Origin of the sequence: Loktanella agnita (assembly GCF_046640325.1) — a bacterium.
Taxonomy (GTDB): domain Bacteria; phylum Pseudomonadota; class Alphaproteobacteria; order Rhodobacterales; family Rhodobacteraceae; genus Yoonia; species Yoonia agnita.
In genome coordinates, this window is sequence record NZ_JBJMBF010000020.1 from 1 (window position 1) to 18,561 (window position 18,561).

At 60.0% G+C, this 18,561-nt stretch carries 22 protein-coding genes and 1 pseudogene; 7 read left to right on the top strand and 16 right to left on the bottom strand.

Annotated elements, in window-relative coordinates:
* Positions 1-144, top strand: a pseudogene (locus ACJ5NV_RS17800) (S-(hydroxymethyl)glutathione dehydrogenase); the annotation flags it as partial.
* 84 nt (positions 145-228) lie between these two features.
* A complete protein-coding gene (locus ACJ5NV_RS17805) occupies positions 229-966 on the top strand; it encodes an NYN domain-containing protein (RefSeq protein WP_411645899.1) in 738 nt (245 codons plus the stop codon).
* A gap of 216 nt (positions 967-1,182) precedes the next feature.
* Here ACJ5NV_RS17805 and ACJ5NV_RS17810 read toward each other — a convergent pair whose 3' ends face one another.
* The gene (locus ACJ5NV_RS17810; RefSeq protein WP_411645901.1) at positions 1,183-1,818 is read right to left on the bottom strand and encodes a TetR/AcrR family transcriptional regulator; all 636 of its coding nucleotides are present in this window, start codon (positions 1,816-1,818) and stop codon (positions 1,183-1,185) included.
* Between the two features lie 102 nt (positions 1,819-1,920).
* A complete protein-coding gene (locus tag ACJ5NV_RS17815) occupies positions 1,921-2,106 on the bottom strand; it encodes a hypothetical protein (protein ID WP_411645902.1) in 186 nt (61 codons plus the stop codon).
* Between the two features lie 146 nt (positions 2,107-2,252).
* Between ACJ5NV_RS17815 and mbfA the strand changes: the two genes are divergently transcribed.
* Positions 2,253-3,230: an iron exporter MbfA gene (gene mbfA, locus ACJ5NV_RS17820; protein WP_411645904.1), complete on the top strand. Its 978-nt coding sequence runs from the start codon at positions 2,253-2,255 to the stop codon at positions 3,228-3,230.
* Here mbfA and ACJ5NV_RS17825 read toward each other — a convergent pair.
* From ACJ5NV_RS17825 to ACJ5NV_RS17845, 5 genes are read right to left on the bottom strand one after another with little or no spacing between them, the layout of a single operon-like run.
* Entirely contained in the window at positions 3,227-3,805 is a 579-nt protein-coding gene (locus tag ACJ5NV_RS17825) for a GNAT family N-acetyltransferase (RefSeq protein ID WP_411645906.1), read from the bottom strand. The genes mbfA and ACJ5NV_RS17825 overlap by 4 nt on opposite strands.
* Positions 3,802-5,892, bottom strand: coding sequence for a molybdenum cofactor synthesis domain-containing protein (locus ACJ5NV_RS17830; protein ID WP_411645907.1), 2,091 nt, complete (start codon positions 5,890-5,892; stop codon positions 3,802-3,804). Before ACJ5NV_RS17830 ends, ACJ5NV_RS17825 begins: the two co-directional genes overlap by 4 nt.
* Positions 5,889-6,380, bottom strand: coding sequence for a molybdopterin-guanine dinucleotide biosynthesis protein B (gene mobB, locus ACJ5NV_RS17835; RefSeq protein WP_411645908.1), 492 nt, complete (start codon positions 6,378-6,380; stop codon positions 5,889-5,891). Before mobB ends, ACJ5NV_RS17830 begins: the two co-directional genes overlap by 4 nt.
* Positions 6,377-6,964, bottom strand: coding sequence for a molybdenum cofactor guanylyltransferase MobA (gene mobA / locus ACJ5NV_RS17840; RefSeq protein ID WP_411645910.1), 588 nt, complete (start codon positions 6,962-6,964; stop codon positions 6,377-6,379). Before mobA ends, mobB begins: the two co-directional genes overlap by 4 nt.
* Positions 6,965-6,998: 34 nt before the next feature.
* On the bottom strand, positions 6,999-7,880 hold the full coding sequence (locus ACJ5NV_RS17845; protein WP_411645912.1) for a formate dehydrogenase accessory sulfurtransferase FdhD: 882 nt from the start codon (positions 7,878-7,880) through the stop codon (positions 6,999-7,001).
* A gap of 60 nt (positions 7,881-7,940) precedes the next feature.
* Here ACJ5NV_RS17845 and ACJ5NV_RS17850 point away from each other — a divergent pair, with 60 nt between their 5' ends.
* Together ACJ5NV_RS17850 and ACJ5NV_RS17855 are read left to right on the top strand one after the other, a co-directional pair.
* Complete coding sequence (locus ACJ5NV_RS17850) at positions 7,941-8,663, top strand: AzlC family ABC transporter permease (RefSeq protein ID WP_411645913.1); 723 nt, start codon at positions 7,941-7,943, stop codon at positions 8,661-8,663.
* Entirely contained in the window at positions 8,660-8,995 is a 336-nt protein-coding gene (locus ACJ5NV_RS17855; protein ID WP_411645915.1) for an AzlD domain-containing protein, read from the top strand. Before ACJ5NV_RS17850 ends, ACJ5NV_RS17855 begins: the two co-directional genes overlap by 4 nt.
* Here ACJ5NV_RS17855 and ACJ5NV_RS17860 read toward each other — a convergent pair.
* The 4 genes from ACJ5NV_RS17860 to ACJ5NV_RS17875 all read right to left on the bottom strand — a co-directional run bounded on the left by ACJ5NV_RS17860 (position 8,979) and on the right by ACJ5NV_RS17875 (position 10,737).
* Positions 8,979-9,593, bottom strand: a complete 615-nt coding sequence (locus ACJ5NV_RS17860; RefSeq protein WP_411645917.1) for a hypothetical protein — start codon at positions 9,591-9,593, stop codon at positions 8,979-8,981. The genes ACJ5NV_RS17855 and ACJ5NV_RS17860 overlap by 17 nt on opposite strands.
* Positions 9,594-9,598: 5 nt before the next feature.
* Positions 9,599-9,733 carry an aa3-type cytochrome c oxidase subunit IV gene (locus ACJ5NV_RS17865; protein ID WP_411645919.1) on the bottom strand — a complete coding sequence of 45 codons (135 nt, stop codon included), beginning with the start codon at positions 9,731-9,733 and terminating at the stop codon, positions 9,599-9,601.
* A 66-nt stretch (positions 9,734-9,799) separates the two neighbouring features.
* On the bottom strand, positions 9,800-10,279 hold the full coding sequence (locus ACJ5NV_RS17870; protein ID WP_411645920.1) for a DUF6173 family protein: 480 nt from the start codon (positions 10,277-10,279) through the stop codon (positions 9,800-9,802).
* A complete protein-coding gene (locus ACJ5NV_RS17875; RefSeq protein ID WP_411645922.1) occupies positions 10,276-10,737 on the bottom strand; it encodes an Lrp/AsnC family transcriptional regulator in 462 nt (153 codons plus the stop codon). Before ACJ5NV_RS17875 ends, ACJ5NV_RS17870 begins: the two co-directional genes overlap by 4 nt.
* A gap of 105 nt (positions 10,738-10,842) precedes the next feature.
* On the opposite strand from ACJ5NV_RS17875, the gene ACJ5NV_RS17880 reads away from it, so the two are divergent.
* Complete coding sequence (locus ACJ5NV_RS17880) at positions 10,843-11,079, top strand: DUF6356 family protein (protein WP_411645924.1); 237 nt, start codon at positions 10,843-10,845, stop codon at positions 11,077-11,079.
* 19 nt (positions 11,080-11,098) lie between these two features.
* On the opposite strand, the gene ACJ5NV_RS17885 is transcribed toward ACJ5NV_RS17880, so the two are convergent.
* The 3 genes from ACJ5NV_RS17885 to ACJ5NV_RS17895 are packed head-to-tail and all read right to left on the bottom strand — an operon-like array spanning position 11,099 to position 14,594.
* The gene (locus tag ACJ5NV_RS17885) at positions 11,099-12,121 is read right to left on the bottom strand and encodes an MBL fold metallo-hydrolase (protein ID WP_411645926.1); all 1,023 of its coding nucleotides are present in this window, start codon (positions 12,119-12,121) and stop codon (positions 11,099-11,101) included.
* Between the two features lie 9 nt (positions 12,122-12,130).
* Positions 12,131-12,907 carry a Stf0 family sulfotransferase gene (locus ACJ5NV_RS17890; RefSeq protein WP_411645928.1) on the bottom strand — a complete coding sequence of 259 codons (777 nt, stop codon included), beginning with the start codon at positions 12,905-12,907 and terminating at the stop codon, positions 12,131-12,133.
* Positions 12,891-14,594, bottom strand: coding sequence for an acyl-CoA dehydrogenase (locus ACJ5NV_RS17895; RefSeq protein WP_411645930.1), 1,704 nt, complete (start codon positions 14,592-14,594; stop codon positions 12,891-12,893). Before ACJ5NV_RS17895 ends, ACJ5NV_RS17890 begins: the two co-directional genes overlap by 17 nt.
* Before the next feature lie 115 nt (positions 14,595-14,709).
* On the opposite strand from ACJ5NV_RS17895, the gene ACJ5NV_RS17900 reads away from it, so the two are divergent.
* The gene (locus ACJ5NV_RS17900) at positions 14,710-15,657 is read left to right on the top strand and encodes an L-threonylcarbamoyladenylate synthase (RefSeq protein ID WP_411645932.1); all 948 of its coding nucleotides are present in this window, start codon (positions 14,710-14,712) and stop codon (positions 15,655-15,657) included.
* 52 nt (positions 15,658-15,709) lie between these two features.
* On the opposite strand, the gene ACJ5NV_RS17905 is transcribed toward ACJ5NV_RS17900, so the two are convergent.
* Together ACJ5NV_RS17905 and ACJ5NV_RS17910 are read right to left on the bottom strand one after the other, a co-directional pair.
* Positions 15,710-17,293: an MFS transporter gene (locus tag ACJ5NV_RS17905; protein WP_411645934.1), complete on the bottom strand. Its 1,584-nt coding sequence runs from the start codon at positions 17,291-17,293 to the stop codon at positions 15,710-15,712.
* A gap of 129 nt (positions 17,294-17,422) precedes the next feature.
* The gene (locus ACJ5NV_RS17910) at positions 17,423-18,445 is read right to left on the bottom strand and encodes an aspartate-semialdehyde dehydrogenase (protein ID WP_411645936.1); all 1,023 of its coding nucleotides are present in this window, start codon (positions 18,443-18,445) and stop codon (positions 17,423-17,425) included.
* Positions 18,446-18,561 lie beyond the last annotated feature (116 nt).

Here is an 18,561-nt window from a genome sequence, read left to right on the forward strand (position 1 = left end):
GTGCCCAAGATCGTGGATTGGTATATGCAGGGCAAGATCGAGATCGACCCGATGATCACCCACAAGCTGAAGCTGGAAGAGATCAACGAAGGGTTCGACCTGATGCATGCGGGTAAATCTATTCGTGCTGTTGTGGAGTTTTGAGCGGAGCCGTCATTCGTGAATGATCCTGCAAGTGTGTCCTTCGTCAAGACAAAGGCCACGCGGCAGGTCTGAAAGGACAAGAAAATGCCCAGAGAACAAAAGCTGCTGGCGGTGCTGATCGACGCAGATAACATCCCGGCGAAATACGCGGCCCCGATCCTGCGTGAGATCACGACCTATGGTGAACCGGCCCTGCGCCGCGTTTATGGCGATTGGTCCAGTGCCGCTTTGGGCAACTGGAAAAAGGAAGTGGTGGAGTTGGGGCTGGTGGCCAATCAGGAGACCGCCAATACCAAGGGCAAAAATGCCAGCGATATCGGGCTGGTCATTGATGCGATGGATATTCTGCATACAGGCCGCTTTGACGGTTTTGTTTTGGTTAGTTCTGACAGTGATTTCACCGCATTGGCCAACCGTCTGCGCGAAGACGGGGTAGAGGTGATCGGGATTGGTGAAAGCAAAGCCCCGGTCAGCCTGCGCAATGTGTGCAATCGCTTTATTCTGATCGAAAATATCGTTGGTCAGGACAAGGATACCGCCCCAGAAAAGACCAGTGCCAAGACCGCGTCTGCCGGTGAAACCGTCAGCCGCCAGCCACCGTCAAAGGTGATCCCGCTGGTGATCAAGGCGATGGATAGTATTGACCGGGAAGGGGAGTGGTTCTCGCTTGGTCAGTTGGGCCAGTATATCACCCGCGCCAGCCCGGATTTTGATTCGCGCACCTATGGCAGTTCTAAACTGAGCGAATTGCTGACGAAGACGGGCCGGTTTGAGATCCGCAAGGGGAACGGAAATCACCACGAAGTACGCAGGCTGGATTAGCGCGTTTTACTTTAAAGCGTTATGCGGAAAACATGACTCAGCTATCGCTGCCTGAAATCATTGATTTGGGCGCGTTAGCAGATACGTCATGTCTCAGGTATTTCACCAAACGCTTTACAGCGTTTCGATTTATCCTTGGATCACAATTCGCTGCCTCTCCCTAACGGTCGAACGCGATTTGTGATGCTTGATGTCTCAAGTTGAAATCGAAACGCTTTAGGCGAGAGCCGCAGTCTTGACCCCGTAGCGCGCCATGAACATATCTACGGCGCCCTGCGCGATCCGCTGCCGTTCCGCATCAGTGAATTCGTCCTGCATGTTGAAGACGATACGCGTAAACAGGTCGGCCTTGCATAATTCATGAAACTGGTCAGCGGCGAGTTCCTGATCTTCGATCACAAGCTCGCCCCGTTCGATGGCCTTGGCGAAGATGACCACAAGCTGATCGCGCACCATCTTTGGCCCGCTTTCATAGAATTCGCGGGCCAGTTCGGGAAAGCGATCGCCTTCCCCGACGCAGATACGGAATATCCGCTTGCCGAAATCTGAAGTGATAAACTCGACCATCTGTATGGCAATGTCTGACAAGATGTCACGCACCGGTGCGTTGGTGGCAATATTGTCGATCACATTGTCGGCCAGCTTGCAGCATTCGTTCTTGGCCACATGCATGAACAGGAAGCGTTTGTCGGGAAAATAGCTGTAAAGCGTCGCCTTGGAGACGCAGGCCGCGCGGGCAATATCGTCTACCGATGTGCCCTCGAACCCGTCGCAGAGAAAGACCTTGCGTGCGCCTTCCAGTACCTGATTAAACTTACGGCCTTTTTTGGCCTCTACTGTTCCGTCAGGCATCTGTTCCTCCTTCAATGGTATGCAATCATAAACCGATCAGTTCACTTTTATCAAGGAGATTGCGGTGATGGGCCACGCAAACCGGCCCCCATCGCCGCGACGTTAACGGCCCGAGATAACGCAGATTTCGCCATTCAATGTGGTCATATCGGCACAGCCTTGTGTGGTCACCGGGTCGGGCTGTTCGGGGAAGCTGAGCCGTGGAAGCTCCGCCGGGATCGACAGCGCGGCGACAGGACCAGTGGCGACGAAAAGCGTGGCGAGAGTGAGGGCGAAGAGACGGGTCATAGTGATATCCTTGGTTCGTTCCTAAAGGATAAATAAACCGTTTAGTTTAGTTATCAAGGTGCAACTGAACAGATTAGTTTACTTTTTGCGGTTGCGTTTTCATCTCGATATCCCACATTAGAATCATTCTAATACTCGAGGTGATCATGATACCCGGATTTGCCAGCAGACGTCAGTTCAAGGACCTATCCGAGCAGGAGATCCTTGCGCTTGCGATTTCATCAGAGGAGGACGATGCGCATATCTATCGGTCTTACGCTGAGATTTTGCGCACCGAATTTCCCGGCTCTGCCGCCGTGTTCGACGGCATGGCAGCGGAGGAGAATGAACATCGGCGCCGCTTGATTGATCTGCACGCCCATCGTTTTGGCGCACATATACCTTTGATCCGCCGCGAACATGTTTCGGGCTTTTACGCCCGCAGGCCCGTCTGGCTGATCGAAAATCTGGGGCTGGATCGCATCCGCGATGAGGCCGCCCAGATGGAACATGATGCCCAGCGCTTTTACGAAACCGCAGCCGCACATACGACGGATGCCGATACCCGCAAGCTGTTGGGTGATCTGGCCGAAGCCGAGGCCGGGCATGGGGCAAAGGCAGATGCGCTGACCCAAGAGCATCTGGGCCCGCAGGTCCGTTCGGATGAAGCGGCCGCAGCCCATCGGCAGTTTGTGCTGACATGGGCGCAGCCGGGGCTTGCGGGATTGATGGATGGGTCGGTATCGACCCTTGCCCCGATCTTTGCCGTGGCCTTTGCAACGCAGGACACATGGACCACGTTTCTGGTTGGATTAGCCGCCTCAGTCGGGGCGGGGATTTCGATGGGGTTTACTGAGGCCGCATCGGATGATGGGCAGATTTCGGGTCGTGGCTCCCCCTATAAACGTGGGTTTGCATCCGGTATCATGACCATGGTTGGCGGGCTGGGGCATGCGATGCCCTATCTGATCCCCAATTTCTGGACCGCCACAACCATCGCCATCATGGTCGTTTTTGCAGAGCTTTGGGCGATTGCCTGGATCCAGAACAAATATATGGATACGCCGTTCTGGCGCGCGACGTTTCAGGTGGTGCTGGGTGGCGCGCTGGTCTTTGCGGCGGGCGCGTTGATCGGCTCTGGCTAGACGTCGCGCACCATTGTCGTGGCCGCGCTGAAGCCAAAGATATGCCGCATGATGCCGATGGAGTGGGTGTCCAGTTCCTGGAAGCCTTCGTGCTTATACAGCGCACGGGCGCGAGGGTTGGTGTCGATGACGTCAAGACGCACCTGATGATAGCCCCGTCGCTTCGCCTCTGCCGCGACGGCGTCCAGCAGGGCGGTGCCCACGCCTTTGCCCCGTGCTTCGGGGGCGACGAACAGCCCGTCCATCAGGAAGCGGTCATTTTCGGTGTCGTTTTCCAGCGCACTTAACAGCAGGCACCGGATGGCGGCACCGACCCACCCGTAGACCCGACGCATATCGGTGAAGGTCCCGCCCACGAGCGCGCCCTGCGATGTTTTATATCCTGCGATCCCCAAGAGTCGCCCGTTTTCGTCATGGGCGCAAATCCCGTGATCTGACCGCAGCACGGCGCTGATGTAGATCAGCGCCCGATATTTCGGCCCCAGCACGAACCCCAGTTTTTCGCCAAAGGCGTCCCAATACAAAGCCGCTGCCTCGCTTCGGTCAGCGCTTGGTATTCCGATTGTGATCTTCATAAGTCAAAGTTGCCGAATGGTATGAATTGCACCCAATCCCCCAGTTCGATCTTTTGCGCCGGATCGTCGAGTTGCACAAGACCTGTTGCCCAGCTTAGCCCGGAAACCCGACCGGAGCCTTCTGACGGGAACACATGCGCCTTGCCGTTTTCGATCCGGGCGCGCAGGTATTCGCGCCGTCCTTCTTTTTTGGATTTTTGGAAACCGGCGGGCACCATGAAACCCGTCGGCAGTTGCCACGCCCCGCCTGCCAGCAACCGCAGCGCTGGATTGGCGAAGATCAGCGCGCAGACCATTGCTGCGACCGGGTTGCCGGGTAGCCCAAAGACCGGCGTATCGTTCCAGAGCCCCAGCGCCAGCGGTCGCCCCGGCTTGACCGCGATCCGCCAGAGCGCGAGCGCGCCTGCGTTTTGCAGCAAAGCGGACATGTGATCCTCATCCCCTGCGGAGGCCCCGCCGGATGTGAGGATCACATCGCAGCGCGCGGTCGCGTCATCAAGTATCTGGCGCAGCGTATCCCGGTCGTCAGGCGCACAGCCCAGATCGACCACAGTATAGCCCCACTGCGCGGCCAAGGCGCAAAGCATGGGCCGGTTGGCGTCATAGATGTGCCCAACATCGGCCTGCGCCCCAGCCTCGCGCAGCTCATCCCCAGTTGACAGCACGCCGACGCGCAACAGCTTGCGGACGGTCACTTGTCCAACGCCGACGGCTGCCATTGTGCCCAGATCGCCGGGGGTAAGCTTGCGCCCGGACGTCAGGATCACGTTCCCGGCCTGCATGTCTTCGCCCGCTGCGCGTGCGTTGGCACCTTGCTTTAATGACCCATGAAAGGCCACGTCGGTTGTTGTTACGCTGCAATCTTCCTGTAGCACGACCGTATCGATGCCCGTTGGCAGGTTCGCCCCGGTTAGGATGCGGATCGCATGGCCGGGTGGCACGGCGTGCGGATAGGGTTGCCCTGCTGCGGCGCGCCCGGCGAGTAATGGCAGGGTCTGCGGTCCATCCGGGGCCGGTCCGGCAAAGCCGTAGCCATCGACGGCCGCATTGGGCGCGGGTGGGTGATCACGCAGAGCGCGCAGGTCTTCGGCCAGATAGCGGCCAGCGGACTGGCTGATAGGGATCGTTTCGGTCGCGGTCACCGGGCCCAGATGGTCGCGCAGATGGTCGAGCGCGTCGTCTACCGGCGTCCAATGCGCCCCCTGCGGCATGGCAAAGCAATCGTTGCGCAAGGGCGGTGGCGTGGGGCGCAGGGCGGCGCGCAATACCTCTGCCTCGCCTGCCCCAAGGACCCAGCCTTCTTGGGTCGCTGGGATGTTCAGCAGGCGTGCCATGTCATCTGGTTTCAAGGCGGAAAACGCCTTTGCATAGAGTGTGACTTGTGATGCGTCCTTTATCGGATGGGCATCATCTGCGACCAGATCAGGCAGCAGCGAAAAATAAGTTTCAGCCATGACGATTTGCGTATCTGGTGGCTGAAATGGCCAGACGCTCAGGTCTTTGCAAAAGGTCTGGCGCAATCGCGACAACACCGGCAGCCCCATGATGACCTGCCCGCCCACGGCCCCTGCCCCGGCAAGCTGCCATGGTGAAAAGCTGCCTTTGATCGCCAGATCCGCCGCGCGTTTTTCAGGCAGCCCGTGATCGGTTCGGTCGCTCCCTTTGCGGGGCAGATGCGCGATGTCGCGTTGCAGCCCGTTGAACCAGAAAGGCCCGATACCGGGAAAACGCGCGTTGATCTCTCCGGCCAGATCAAAGCGGTTATTGGCTTCGGGACTGTCGGTCACACGGGCGGCGAACCAATCCCACAGGCCCAGCGTATCCTCTTGCCCGATCAGATGGGTGGCAAAGCCTGTGGGGTAGGCAAAGCAGAGGTCAAAGGCGATCAGAACCCGCTGCCCTGTCGCCTGTAGCGTTGTCAGCGTTTCGGTAATCCACGCCTCTGCCACCTGCCGGTTGCGGTGGTAGATCGGTGCGTCCGCTTGCCCCGCCTGTGCAATGCAGGTCCAGATCGCGTCTTTCACGGGGCGCTTGCCGCGGTCATTGCCGCCGGACCAATCCACCATGATGACGCTGTCGAACCTCACAAGCCGACCTCTGCCAGAATGAAATCAGCGATCGCGGCGGTAGCGTTCAGGTCGAAAACGACGCGGTCAATGTCCAGCGCGGTATCACTGGCTACGGCGCGGATTGTGGCGTCTTCGCGGGCAATCAGCGGGTTGCCGGTTTCGGCGCGGTAAGCTTCGACCTTAGGGTGGCTGTCGCGTTTGTAGCCTTCGATCAGCACCAGATCGACAGGGGCTAGCTGTGCGAGCAGATCAGCCAAAGGCGGTTCAGGCTGATCACGCAGTTCGGTCATCAGCGCCCAGCGCGCGCCAGAGGAGAGCAGCACCTGAGACGCCCCGGCGACACGGTGTCGGTGGCTGTCTTTGCCCGGTTGATCCACGTCGAATGTATGGTGCGCGTGTTTCACGGTTGAGACGGTGAAGCCCCGCCCGGTGATCTCGGCCACCAGCCGTTCCATCAGCCCGGTTTTGCCTGCGTTTCTGTAGCCGACCACGCCATAGAGCCTCATAGCATCGCCTTTGCTTTGGCCAGATCGTCGGGCGTGTTGACGTTGAAGAATGCGGTGTCATCGGGGAAATGGGCAGTGGTGCTGCCGTGTTTGTCCGTCCAGAGAACCACCTTGCGCAGCCCGTTCTGTAGCGCTGTGCGCAGATCGTCGCGCAGGGATGTGGGCCACAGCCCAAAGGTCGGATGCCGCCCGCCGGGGGTTGCGGCGAGGGCGATATCGGTGCCTGCCACCTCTGCCGCGAGCAGCAATTGCGGCACCAGATCGCAGGGAATGAAGGGCGTGTCGGCGGCGGCAGTCACGATATGGCTGACCCCTTGATCTGCCGCCCAGTCCAGCCCGGCCAGCACGCCGGACAGTGGCCCGGCGAAGCCGTCGATACTATCGGCGATCACCGGCAGGCCCAGATCAGCAAAGCGGGTCGGGTCGCCATTGGCGTTCAGCGCCAGCCCAGCGACCTGTGGTTTCAGCCGGTCGATCACATGGCCCAAAATGCTGCGCGCCCCAAGCGGCAGCAGCCCCTTGTCGCCGCCGCCCATGCGGGTTGCCTGCCCACCGGCGAGGATGACACCGAGGGGTTGTTTCATGCGGTCTGGCCTTGGTCACAAAATTTGATGTTTTTCACGCGCTGCCCTTCCGCCCCAGTTTTCGTGGTTCATCCGCGACTGAGGCCGGATCGGCGTCGCGGATCAGCCGCCCCTCGCCCGATAGGCAAACGAACCGCTGCCCTTTCATCCGACCGATTAGCGTCAGCCCGACCTGCTGCGCGATTTCCACGCCCCAAGCGGTGAAGCCGGAGCGCGAGGCGAGAACCGGGATGCCCATGAGCGCGGTCTTGATCACCATCTCGGATGTCAGCCGCCCGGTGGTATAAAGCAGCTTATCCGCCGCGCTGACACCTTCGGACAGCATCCAGCCTGCGATTTTGTCGACCGCGTTATGCCGCCCCACGTCCTCCATATAGACCAGCGGGCGGTTGCCTTGGCACAGGATTGTACCGTGGATCGCGCCTGCGGCCAGATAGAGCGAGGGGGTCCGGTTGATCTGGCCGGCGAGCGCGTAAAGGTCAGAGGTGCGGACCTGAGTGGCGGGGAGTGTGACGCCCTCCAGCCCTTCCATCATGTCGCCAAAGACAGTGCCGACGGCGCAGCCGCTGGTGCGCGTTTTCTTTTGCAGCTTGTCTTCATAGGTGGTTTGGCTATCGGTGCGGACCACGACGACCTCTAGCTCTTCGTCGTAATCTACGCCGGTGATCGTGTCGCCGTCGCGCAGCATCCCCTGATTGCGCAGAAAGCCGAGCGCCAGATATTCCGGATAATCGCCGATGGTCATGGCGGTGACGATTTCCTGACGGTTGAGGTAGATCGTCAGGGGGCGTTCCTCGACGACGTTCAGATCGACAGGCTGCCCGTTCTGATCGGTGCCTGTGACCGCACGGGTCAGCCGCGTGGCCCCCGGATCAGGGGCGATCAGATAGTCGGAAAGATCGTCAAGCTGCGCCAATTGTCATTCCCTGCTGGCAGGGCTAAGCCTGCTGTGATCACGCAAAGCTAGGCCAAAGCCATGACGACTTCCACTCTCAAATCACAGGCGCTGTCCCCCTATCAGGCGGGCGTGCGTGACGGGGCACCCTTCATCCTTATGGCTGCCCCCTTTGCATTGGTCTTTGGTGTGGCAGCCACGGACGCCGGGCTGACATTGGCACAGGCCATGGGGTTTTCGGTGCTGGTGATCGCCGGAGCCTCGCAATTTGCGGCATTACAAATGATGTTGGATAATGCTGGGATCGCCTTTGTGCTGCTGGCCGCGCTGGCGGTGAACTTGCGTATGGCGATGTATTCAGCCGCGCTGGTCCCGCATTTGGGTGCGGCACCGCTCTGGCAGCGGGCCTGCGTTGCCTATCTGCTGTTCGATCAGACCTATATTGGCAGCGCCGCCCGGTATGAAGACCACCCGCAAATGACCGTCGGTGAACGGGTGACCTATTTTATGGGGCTGGCGACACCAATTACCCCGACCTGGATGCTGATGACCCTTGTAGGGATCGTGGCAGGCGCGGCTGTGCCCGAGGCGTGGGCGCTGGATTTCATTGTGCCGATCATCTTTCTGGCCATGGTCGCGCCGATGCTGAAATCCTGGGCGCATGTGGCGGCGGCGTTGGTATCAGTGACGGTTGCGCTGGCCCTGATCAGCCTGCCATCCGGTATGGGCCTGCTGATCGCCGCGCTGGCGGCAATGGTCACCGGGGCAGCGGTGGAAACCTTTCTGGAAAGGCGCGCGCAATGAGCTATACAGTCGCGGAAATCTGGCTGATCATCGCACTCATGGGGCTGGGCACATTCCTGATCCGATTTTCATTTCTGGGTCTGATCGGCAACCGCAAGATGCCGCCTGTGGTGCTCAAGCTGCTGCGCTTTACCCCGGTGGCCGTGCTGCCCGGGATGGTTGCCCCGCTGGTCTTATGGCCTGCCGCAACGGGAGGTGCGCCGGACCCGGTCCGCTTGCTGGCCGCTATGGCCGCCGTGGTGGTTGGACTGTGGACCCGTCATGTGATGTGGGCAATCGGCGCAGGGGTTGTCACCCTATATGCGGGATTGGGCCTTACTGCCCTTCTTTGATCGCTTCTGCGATTTGCACTGCGGCGACTGATTTGTCGTCTTGATCGCTTTCACGATATGACCATGTGTGTACGCCAGGCAGCTTGGCGAAGTCTTCCTGTAGCTTGTTAGGGAACCAGGTCTGGCGGATGCTTTCGAAGCCGGGCAATTGTCGTAGCAGGCGCGATGTCTCGCGGGTGCAGTTTGCCTGCGGCACCGGCCCTGACACCAATGCAAGGTTCAGCGCTTGTTCGGCGACCTCTGCCGGGACGGTGACTTTTTGCCCGACCACGTAAAAGGTGACGCGCGCATGGTAGCTGACAAAAAACTGTTCCAGTCGCGGGCTGACCCCGAAGAGTACATCATTCCGTTCGGGCATGATCGTCTGCTTGAAGGTGCCCGCCGGGTCCCACATGATCCGCTGGCTTGCGTCGATCAACAGCGAAGAATGCGCCCCGCTGTCTGAGCCCACGTTTTTCATCGTGTAAAGCGTCAGGGATTTGGGGCCCGTGCTGCGATAGATGGAGCGGGCCACCTCATCCTCGGGCGCCCAGACCGATGGTGCCGCGCAGCCTGACAGGGCCAGCGGCAAGCCGATCATAAACTTGCGGCGGTCCATTCAGATCAGGCGTTAACCAGTGCCATGAAGATCAGAACAAGGATGCACAGGATTGCGCCCTTGGTGACCATGCTGATGAACCCGTCAAACGTTTTTTCCTGAACGCTGATGTCCATCTCACCCGGTTTGTATTCAGCCATTCTAAGGCCCTCTCGTAAAAACTGATTGCGCACCGCATAGCCGATAAAAATCCGGCTGTCACCCGGTCAGGTGGTCACATCGTTACTGCGTTCCAAAGCCTCGGCCAGTCGAAAGCCGATTCTGTTCGGTTCCGGCTGATCGCTATGTTTCTGGCTGGCGATCAGGGTGACGTTGGTCTGGCTGACATGCTGGATCAGTTGGGTCTTGGCCCCGGATTGATTGGTGCCGTAGTAGGTGACGATATCGGGATCATAATATCCCAGCCCTTCGATCCGGACGACGCCGGTGTTTCCGCCCGCCAGACCGACCCCGACCTCGTGATCATTATCCAGCTGCTTTTCGAAATTCTGGATATACATGATGATCCGCTCATAGGCCCATTGGGCTGGGCTTTTTGCCTTGTCCGATTCGACCAGCGCCTTTGGCAGTTCTGACAGCGACGGGCAGTCCCGGTTCGGGTCCGTGTGCACTTCGCGGATTTTTGGCAGGATGTCATTTTCCAGCAGCTCTGCCGATGTGTCGATGGTCATGCGTGTTTCGGTCATAGGGGCACCGCTGTTGTTTCCTTGATTTCCTCCATAACGAAGCTGGCCGAAATATCCGAAACAGAAATGCGTGAGGTGAGCCGTTTGTAAAAGGCGTCATAGGCCGGAACATCCGCAACCCGTACCCGCAGCACGTAATCAAGATCGCCTGTCATCCGGTAGGCGCCCACCACCTCTGGCAGGGTTTTAAGGGCGGATTGAAACCGGCCCATCCAATCGCTGTCATGCGCATTTGTACGGATCAATACGATGGCGGTCAGCGGCGCACCGACACGGGCCGGGTCCACCAGCACAACGCGCCCGGTGATGATCCCCGCCTGTTCCATCATCTTGATCCGTCGCCAGCAGGCATTGCGCGACAGGTTCACCTGCGCGCTGATGTCATCGGCTGACAGGGTCGCATCCTGTTGCAGGATGCGCAGAATGGCGCGGTCTATATCATCGATTGAGTGATCCATGTTTGGGATAGTATCCCAATACTATCCCACTTCTCAAGAAATATTGGGACCGATGATGGTGTGAGGTTGGATAGTCTGCCCTTAATACAAGATCAAAGGTTTCCCATGTCCGACACACAGACCAGCACCGCCCGCAATCCAATCGCGACCCTGTTCCTTGACCACCCCGCAAGCGTTGATGAGAGTTATTTTCAGCATATGCGCTTTGCGCTTGGTTTTGCTTTCTGTTTGACGGTTGCCGCAACTGCGGCGCTGATCCACGCGGTCATTCCTGCCGCCTGCGAGACGACAGCCAGCCGCATTCTGCGCCGGTTACATGCAAAGATCGAAAGCCGCCACTGACCCTGACCGGGGCTGGCCGTCAGGTGATCGCCTGATAGATAAACGCGCCGTCTGCATTCAGCGTACGGGTGACTTGCCCCGTTTGGTGCAGGTGGTTCACGTGGGCGATTGCTTCTGCCAGGGCCAACCCGTATTCCGCCGGGCCGATCTTGCGTTTGAACAACGCCGGAAAGCATTCACCCGCAGAGCGTGGCTCTGCCAGATGCGTCATCAGCCGCGCGAGCGCGCCATGGTGGTTTTCGACCATCTGATGCAAGCGTAGCGGTAACCCGGTAAAGGGCAGTTTGTGCCCGCCCAGCACAAGCTGATCGTCGCGCGCGAAAGGTTTGAAGGCTTCGCATGAGGTCAGCCATTCAGCGACCGGGTCGGCGTCAGGCTCTGTCGGGTAGACGCCCAGATTGGCGCTGATCGAAGGCAGCAATTGGTCGCCACCGATGACCAGATTGTCGTCCCTACTCCAGAATGTGGCATGTTCGGGCGCGTGCCCGTCGCCCATGCGGATATCCCAGACCCGCCCACCCATGGTGATCGTGTCGCCATCAATTAGCCGGGTGTAACCCTGCGGTAGCGGGACAACGCAATCGGCAAAGTTAAAGGGCCGCTCTGCCTTGCGCCTTGCGCGTTCTTCGCTGTCCATCCCGGCACGCTGATAGAATGCCATGGTTTCCGAGGATGCAATGCTTTGCACATCCAAGACCAGCATCCGCGCCATCAGCCAACCGGTCCGGGGCATATGCAGTTCTGCCCCTTTGGTGATGAACCACCCGGCCAAGCCCACATGGTCGGGGTGGTGATGCGTCACGATCACACGGGTGACAGGTTTACCCGCAAGCGGGCCATTCAGCAAGGCGTTCCAGATCGCGCGCGTGTGTTTTGACGCAAAGCCGGTGTCGATAATGGTCCAGCCGTCACCATCATCCAGCGCATAGACATTCACGTGATCGAGCGCCATTGGCAGCGGCAGACGCATCCAGAGCACGCCAGGGGCGACGGTAATGGCTTCGCCTTCGGCGGGCGGGGTTTCCCAAGGGTAGGTAATCATCCCACTCGCCTATGGTGCCACGGTGGCGGGGGCAAGACCCGTTTCGGCCCGAAAGCGTTCGGCCCACGCGCGGTTACGCTCATCCGCAAGTGGGGCGGTGCCGGGGACAATCCCATCCGCCCTTGACGGATCCATGCCGATGAACTGCAAAATTTGGCGCAGATGTTGCGCCGACGCTGCGGCAAGCGCTTCGTAGCTGATGGAGAGCGGTGTGATTGCCTGATTTTCGAACCAAGCCAGCCACGCGTCGTTGCCAGCCGTTACGTCTGCATATGCTGCCTGAATGCGGGCTTTATCGTATACAGGCTCCGCCGGTGGGGCAACCCGCTCCATCTCTGTCCCATCGGCGTTGCGGTGCCAAAGCCCGGATTGTTCCGCAATATCATAGGACACCGCCTCGGCCACCTTGTCAGCGCGGAACAGGTGGATGAACTTCAATTTGCCAAAAGCGGCGTTCAGGCAGGCGCGATCACCACGCGCCGCCGGAAACAGTTGCCGTAGCCGCGAGGCGAGGCCGGGCAGATTGTCCCACATGATGCGCATCCCGAAACAGCCAGTGCCTGCGGTGCCTCGGTCACGCACCGCGCAGAGATACGCGAGAGCGAAATCGTCTATCCCGTGTGCGGGCACATTCCAGCGCGCGGCGAAATCTCCCATCGACTGGGGCCGAAAGAACGAATTGGGCCGCCCTGCCACGCCGGTCTGTTTCAGCAGGTCGCACAGCATTGTACTGCCGCTGCGCGGCATGGTGCAAAGCAGGTAAGCGTGCTCAGGCGGCGAGGTCATCTGCGCTGATCGCCAACAGGTCGTCTGCACCTTCCTGCGCGTGGGCCAGCAGGCTGGTGTGTTCCGGCAGCAGCCGCTTGATATAGAAGGTCGCAAGCTTTGTGCGGGTTGCGTCCCCGGCGAGGGCCGCGGCCAGATGCGCATGACCGCCCAGAACGCGAGCAAAGGCGCGCAAATAGGGCACTGCGCCAGCGAAACGCTGGTTCAAATCGCTCTGTTCCACCAGCCATTCGGTCGTTTCGCGCAGGGATTCTGCGGCCTGCCAGACTGCATCGGCGAGTTCGGGGTGCGTGCCCTTGGCGGCTTCGGCCCCTTGTTCAATTTCTTCCAGTAGCCGGAACGCGGCTTCGCCGCCATCCATTAGTTTGCGCGCCACAAGGTCCATCGCCTGAATGCCGTTGGTCCCTTCGTAGATCGCAGTGACGCGCACATCGCGGGAATATTGGGCCGCACCTGTTTCTTCGATAAAGCCCATGCCACCGTGAACCTGCACGCCGGTGCTGGCAACGTCGATGCCCACATCGGTGCCAAAGGCCTTGCAGATTGGCGTCAGAAAGGCCGCGCGGACTTTCCAGCCTGCGTCACCTGTCGCCGTAGTCATGTCGATCGCCACCGCATTCATCATCGCGATGGCGCGGGCAGCATAGATGTCAGCCTTCATCGTTGTCAGCATGCGGCGCACATCGGCGTGTTCGATAATCGTGCCCGAGCCCGCAGCCTTGCCCTGCTTACGGTCCTGCGCATAGGCCAGCGCATGTTGCAGCGCGCCTTCGGCGGCACCTATGCCCTGCACGCCAACGCCAAGACGCGCATTGTTCATCATCGTGAACATCGCCGCCATGCCACCATGTTCCGGCCCGATCAGCCAACCGGTCGCGCCGTCATATTCCATCACAGCGGTGGGCGAGCCATGCAGCCCCATTTTATGTTCCAGACTGACCACCCGCAGGTCATTCTGCTTGCCCGGATTACCATCGGCATCGGGGATGAATTTGGGCACCATGAACAGGCTGATCCCCTTGGTTCCCTGCACACCATCGGGCAGCCGCGCCAGCACCAAGTGGCAGACGTTTTCGCTGAAATCATTGTCAGCCCAGCTGATATAGATCTTTTGCCCGCTGACCGCATAGGTGCCGTCACCGTTGGGTTCCGCCTTGGCGCGCAGCGCGCCGACATCCGACCCGGCCTGCGGTTCGGTCAGATTCATGGTGCCGCACCAATCCCCGGAAATCAGCTTGGGCAGATACAGCGCCTTGATCTCATCACTCGCGTGATGTTCCAGCGCTTCGATCTGGCCCTGCGACATTAGCGGATTCAGTTGCAGCGCAAGGCAGGCGCTTGCCATCATTTCGTTGACGGCGGTGGTCAAGGTCATGGGCAGGCCCATTCCGCCACTTTCGGGGCTGGCCGAGATGCCGATCCAGCCGCCTTCGGCAATTGCCTTGTACCCATCCGCAAAACCGGGCGAGGTCCGCACGACCCCGTTCTCAAGATACGCCGGATGCAGATCGCCGTTGCGGTTCAGCGGCGCGAGGACTTCCTGACACATTTTCGCGGCTTCGCTCAGGATCGCATCGACGGTATCTGGGGTCGCCTCGGCGAACCTGTCGGTGGCGGCCACGTCCGAAAAACCTGCGACATGGTCCATCAGAAAACGATAATCACTCACGGGGGGGCGATAAGGCATTGGGATAGCTCCGATATACGCTGCGGCTTGGCATTTAGGCACGCCGCGGCTATGCAGCATGAACCTCGGTCAGCCTAGCCGACCGGCCCTGACCCATCTAGCAAAACGCCACGTCATGACCGATGAACCATTGCTGACTCTGCGGCCCGATCCTGATGGCATCGCCAAAGCGGCGGCCATTTTACGCGCTGGCGGGCTAGTGTCGTTTCCGACCGAAACGGTTTATGGGTTAGGTGCAGATGCGCGCAATGACAGTGCCGTGGCGGGGATATACGCGGCCAAGGGTCGCCCCAGTTTCAACCCGCTGATCGTGCATCTGCCCAGCCTGTCGGCCGCCCGCACCTTGTGCCATTTTGATGATGCCGCCGCGCGACTGGCGGGGGCCTTTTGGCCCGGTGCGCTGACGCTGGTCTTGCCATTGCGACCGGATGCGGGTGTCTCAAAGCTGGTGACCGCCGGGCTGGAGACGCTGGCGGTGCGGGTCCCTGATCATCCTGTGGCGCAGGCCCTGCTGACTGCGTTTGATGGCCCGGTTGCCGCACCTTCGGCCAATCCGTCAGGCCGGGTCAGCCCGACCAGCGCCGCCCATGTGCAGGCGGGCCTTGGCAACAAGATCAATGCTTTAGTGGATGGCGGATCGTGCGCGGTTGGTCTGGAATCAACCATCGTCAGCTGTGTCGGAAAGCCTGCCCTGCTGCGCGCAGGTGGCATCCCGGCCGAGGCGCTGGAGGCGTGTTTGGGCCAGCCGCTCGCCCTGCCGGATGATCCGGAAACGCCTGTGTCGCCCGGTCAACTTGCCTCGCATTATGCGCCGCAGGGCAGCGTGCGCCTCAATGCGCGCACGGTTGAAGATGGTGAGGTGCTGCTGGGCTTTGGCAATGTTGAAGCCACGCTGAACTTGTCCCCCTCAGGTGACCTGACAGAGGCCGCAGCCCGCCTGTTTGACTGCCTGCACCAGTTGGACGCGATGGGCGCGGCGCGGATCGCGGTGTCGCCGATCCCGGATCATGGGTTGGGCAGGGCGATCAATGACAGGTTGCACCGCGCCGCCGCACCACGCTGAGGTTTTTGCCTTCGCCACAGTCACAGGTTGCGCAGAAGAATCATACGCAGACTTACAAGGATGGTCGTTCAAGGTAGCGATGCACGGCAGGCGGTGCGGTCCCTTTGTGCAGCGCAAGGATCGCCTCATTCACGCCCTTGTCGGATTGGGTACGCCGGGCATGGTGCCGGACATATTCCGTCCATGTGGGTACATGGTAGGTTTCCAACCAAAGGTCCGGCTTTTCCAGATCACGCAACAACGCCCATCGTTGCGCCCCGTCCCGGATCCGGATGCGCCGCCGTTGCGCCATAAGCTGTTGGAACGTGGCCTCATCCGCTTCGGCGATTTCATAGGTGACGACGATCATGATCGGGCCGCTACGATGGGTCAGGTCCAGCCGCAGTGGCGGCTCTTTGAAGTGGTTGAGCGGGTCCAGATCCAGCCCTTCAAAATCCGGCAGGGGTACAAACCGGCCCAATGCCGCCCCCACAAGCAGCATGAGCGCTGCGGCGGTCAGGGCAACGGTGACGCCCTGCGCTTCGGCCAGTAGCCCCCAAACCCAGCTGCCCAGCGCCATGCCACCAAACGCACCCGTCTGATAAAGCGCCACCGTGCGCCCCACCACCCAGCGCGGGGCTGACATCTGCACAGTCGCATTGGCCAGCGACATCATTTGCAGCCAACACCCGCCACCGACAAACAGCGCAAGCGCGGTGACGGGCAGCATGGTGCTGTTACCGACCACGCATGTCGCAGCGCCCATCCCGACAAAGCAAATCCGCGCAAGAGTCTCATTGGCAAAACGGGCCCGCAGCCGCTGGCTGAACATCGCGCCGGACACAGCGCCGATACCAAAGCTGCCCAGCAGCACCCCATAGGCCACGGCACCGCCATCCAGTTCGTCGCGTACCACAACAGGCAAAAGTGCTTGGATGGCGACCGCCGCCGCGCCAAATGTCGCGCTGCGCAGGATGGCACGGATCAGGTTCGGCGACAGGGCGACATAGCGCAGACCAGCGACAAAGGCTGCGCCAAACGCCTCTCGCGGGAGGGCGCGGGGTGTACGCACTGGATGCCAAGTGAAGAGCGCGCCAAGAATGGCAAGATAGCTGAACGCGTTGACCGCAAACGCCGCCGCCGCGCCGCCGATTGCAACCGCAACACCCCCGGCGGCAGGCCCGACACTGCGCACGATGTTGAAGCCGATGGCGTTCAAAGAGATCGCTGTTGGCACCTCTTCCCGTTTGACGATGTCGCCAACCGAGGCCTGCCATGACGGATTGTGCAACGCCGCGCCGCAGCCGATCAGGAAGGTGAACCCAAGCAGCCCCCAGGGTGATAGTCCGCCCAGCGCGGCAAGCACCGTCAAAAGCACCGAAACCACCAGCATGAAGCTTTGCGCCACAATCATGACCTTGCGCCGGTCAAAGCTGTCGGCAAACACGCCCGCCGCCAAGGCAAATACCATGATCGGCAGTGTCAGCGAGGTCTGGACCAATGCGACCATCCGCTCTGAACTGGTCAGAGAGGTCATCAGCCAACCGGCCCCGACCGCCTGTATCAAACTGCCCAGATTGGAAGCCTGCGCGCTGATCCACAATCGTCTGAAATCGCGGTTCCGCAGCACGACCGCAGGCGCAATACCTGTTTTCATCTGTTGACTGCCCTTATCTTCCCCCCACGCATCGCCACTGGCAGTGGGTGTTTGAGAAGATGGTAACAGCCGCCATCGGTCGCAGAAAGGGGCGAGGGACGGTCAACCCGCCCCTGCCCCGTTGTCAGATCAGCCTTTTTTCAGGCATTCCCGGCCGAGCAATTCGGCAATCTGCACTGCGTTCAATGCGGCACCCTTGCGCAGGTTGTCCGACACGCACCACAGGTTGATCCCGTTGTCGATTGTGCTGTCCTGACGGATGCGGCTGATGAAGGTCGCGAAATCGCCGACACATTCAACGGGGGTGACATAGCCGCCATCTTCACGCTTATCGATCACCATCACGCCGGGCGCCTCGCGCAGGATATCGCGGACCTCATCCTCGTCGATGAAGTCTTCGAATTCGATATTGATCGCCTCGGAGTGGCCAACAAAGACCGGCACGCGCACGCAGGTCGCGGTGACCTTGATCGCGGTGTCGATGATCTTTTTGGTCTCGGCGACCATCTTCCACTCTTCTTTGGTGGAGCCGTCGTCCATGAATACATCAATATGCGGGATGACGTTAAACGCAATCTGCTTGGTGAACTGCTTGGCCGGCTTGTCATCGGTGGGGTTATATATTGATTTCGTTTGATCCCAGAGCTCATCAATCCCGCCTTTGCCTGCACCGGACACGGATTGGTAAGTGCTAACCACCACGCGCTTGATCTTGGCACGGTCATGCAGCGGTTTCAGCGCAACCACCATTTGCGCGGTGGAGCAATTGGGGTTCGCGATGATGTTCTTCTTGCTATACCCGTGGACCGCATCCGCGTTCACTTCGGGTACAATCAAGGGCACATCAGCATCATAGCGATAAAGCGATGAGTTATCGATCACCACACAGCCTGCCTTGGCGGCGACGGGCGCGTATTTCTTCGTCGCGTCCGAACCAACTGCGAAAAGCGCCATATCCCAACCGGAGAAATCGAACGTATCCAGATCTTTGGTCTTCAGGGTTTTGTCGCCAAAGCTGACCTCGGTCCCCAGCGATTTTCGGCTGGCGAGTACGGCGATATCATCCACCGGGAAGGCCCGTTCGTGGAGAATGTTCAGCATTTCGCGGCCCACATTGCCCGTGGCGCCGACGACGGCAATTCTGTAGCCCATTTGGCTGGCTCCTTCATTTCAACGCTGGGGTCTTAACGCGGCAGGCCTGCAAGTGAAAGGGGCAAGCCGGGCTGCACGTGTCAGACTTTCACAGAAAGTCTGAAGGCAAATCCTGT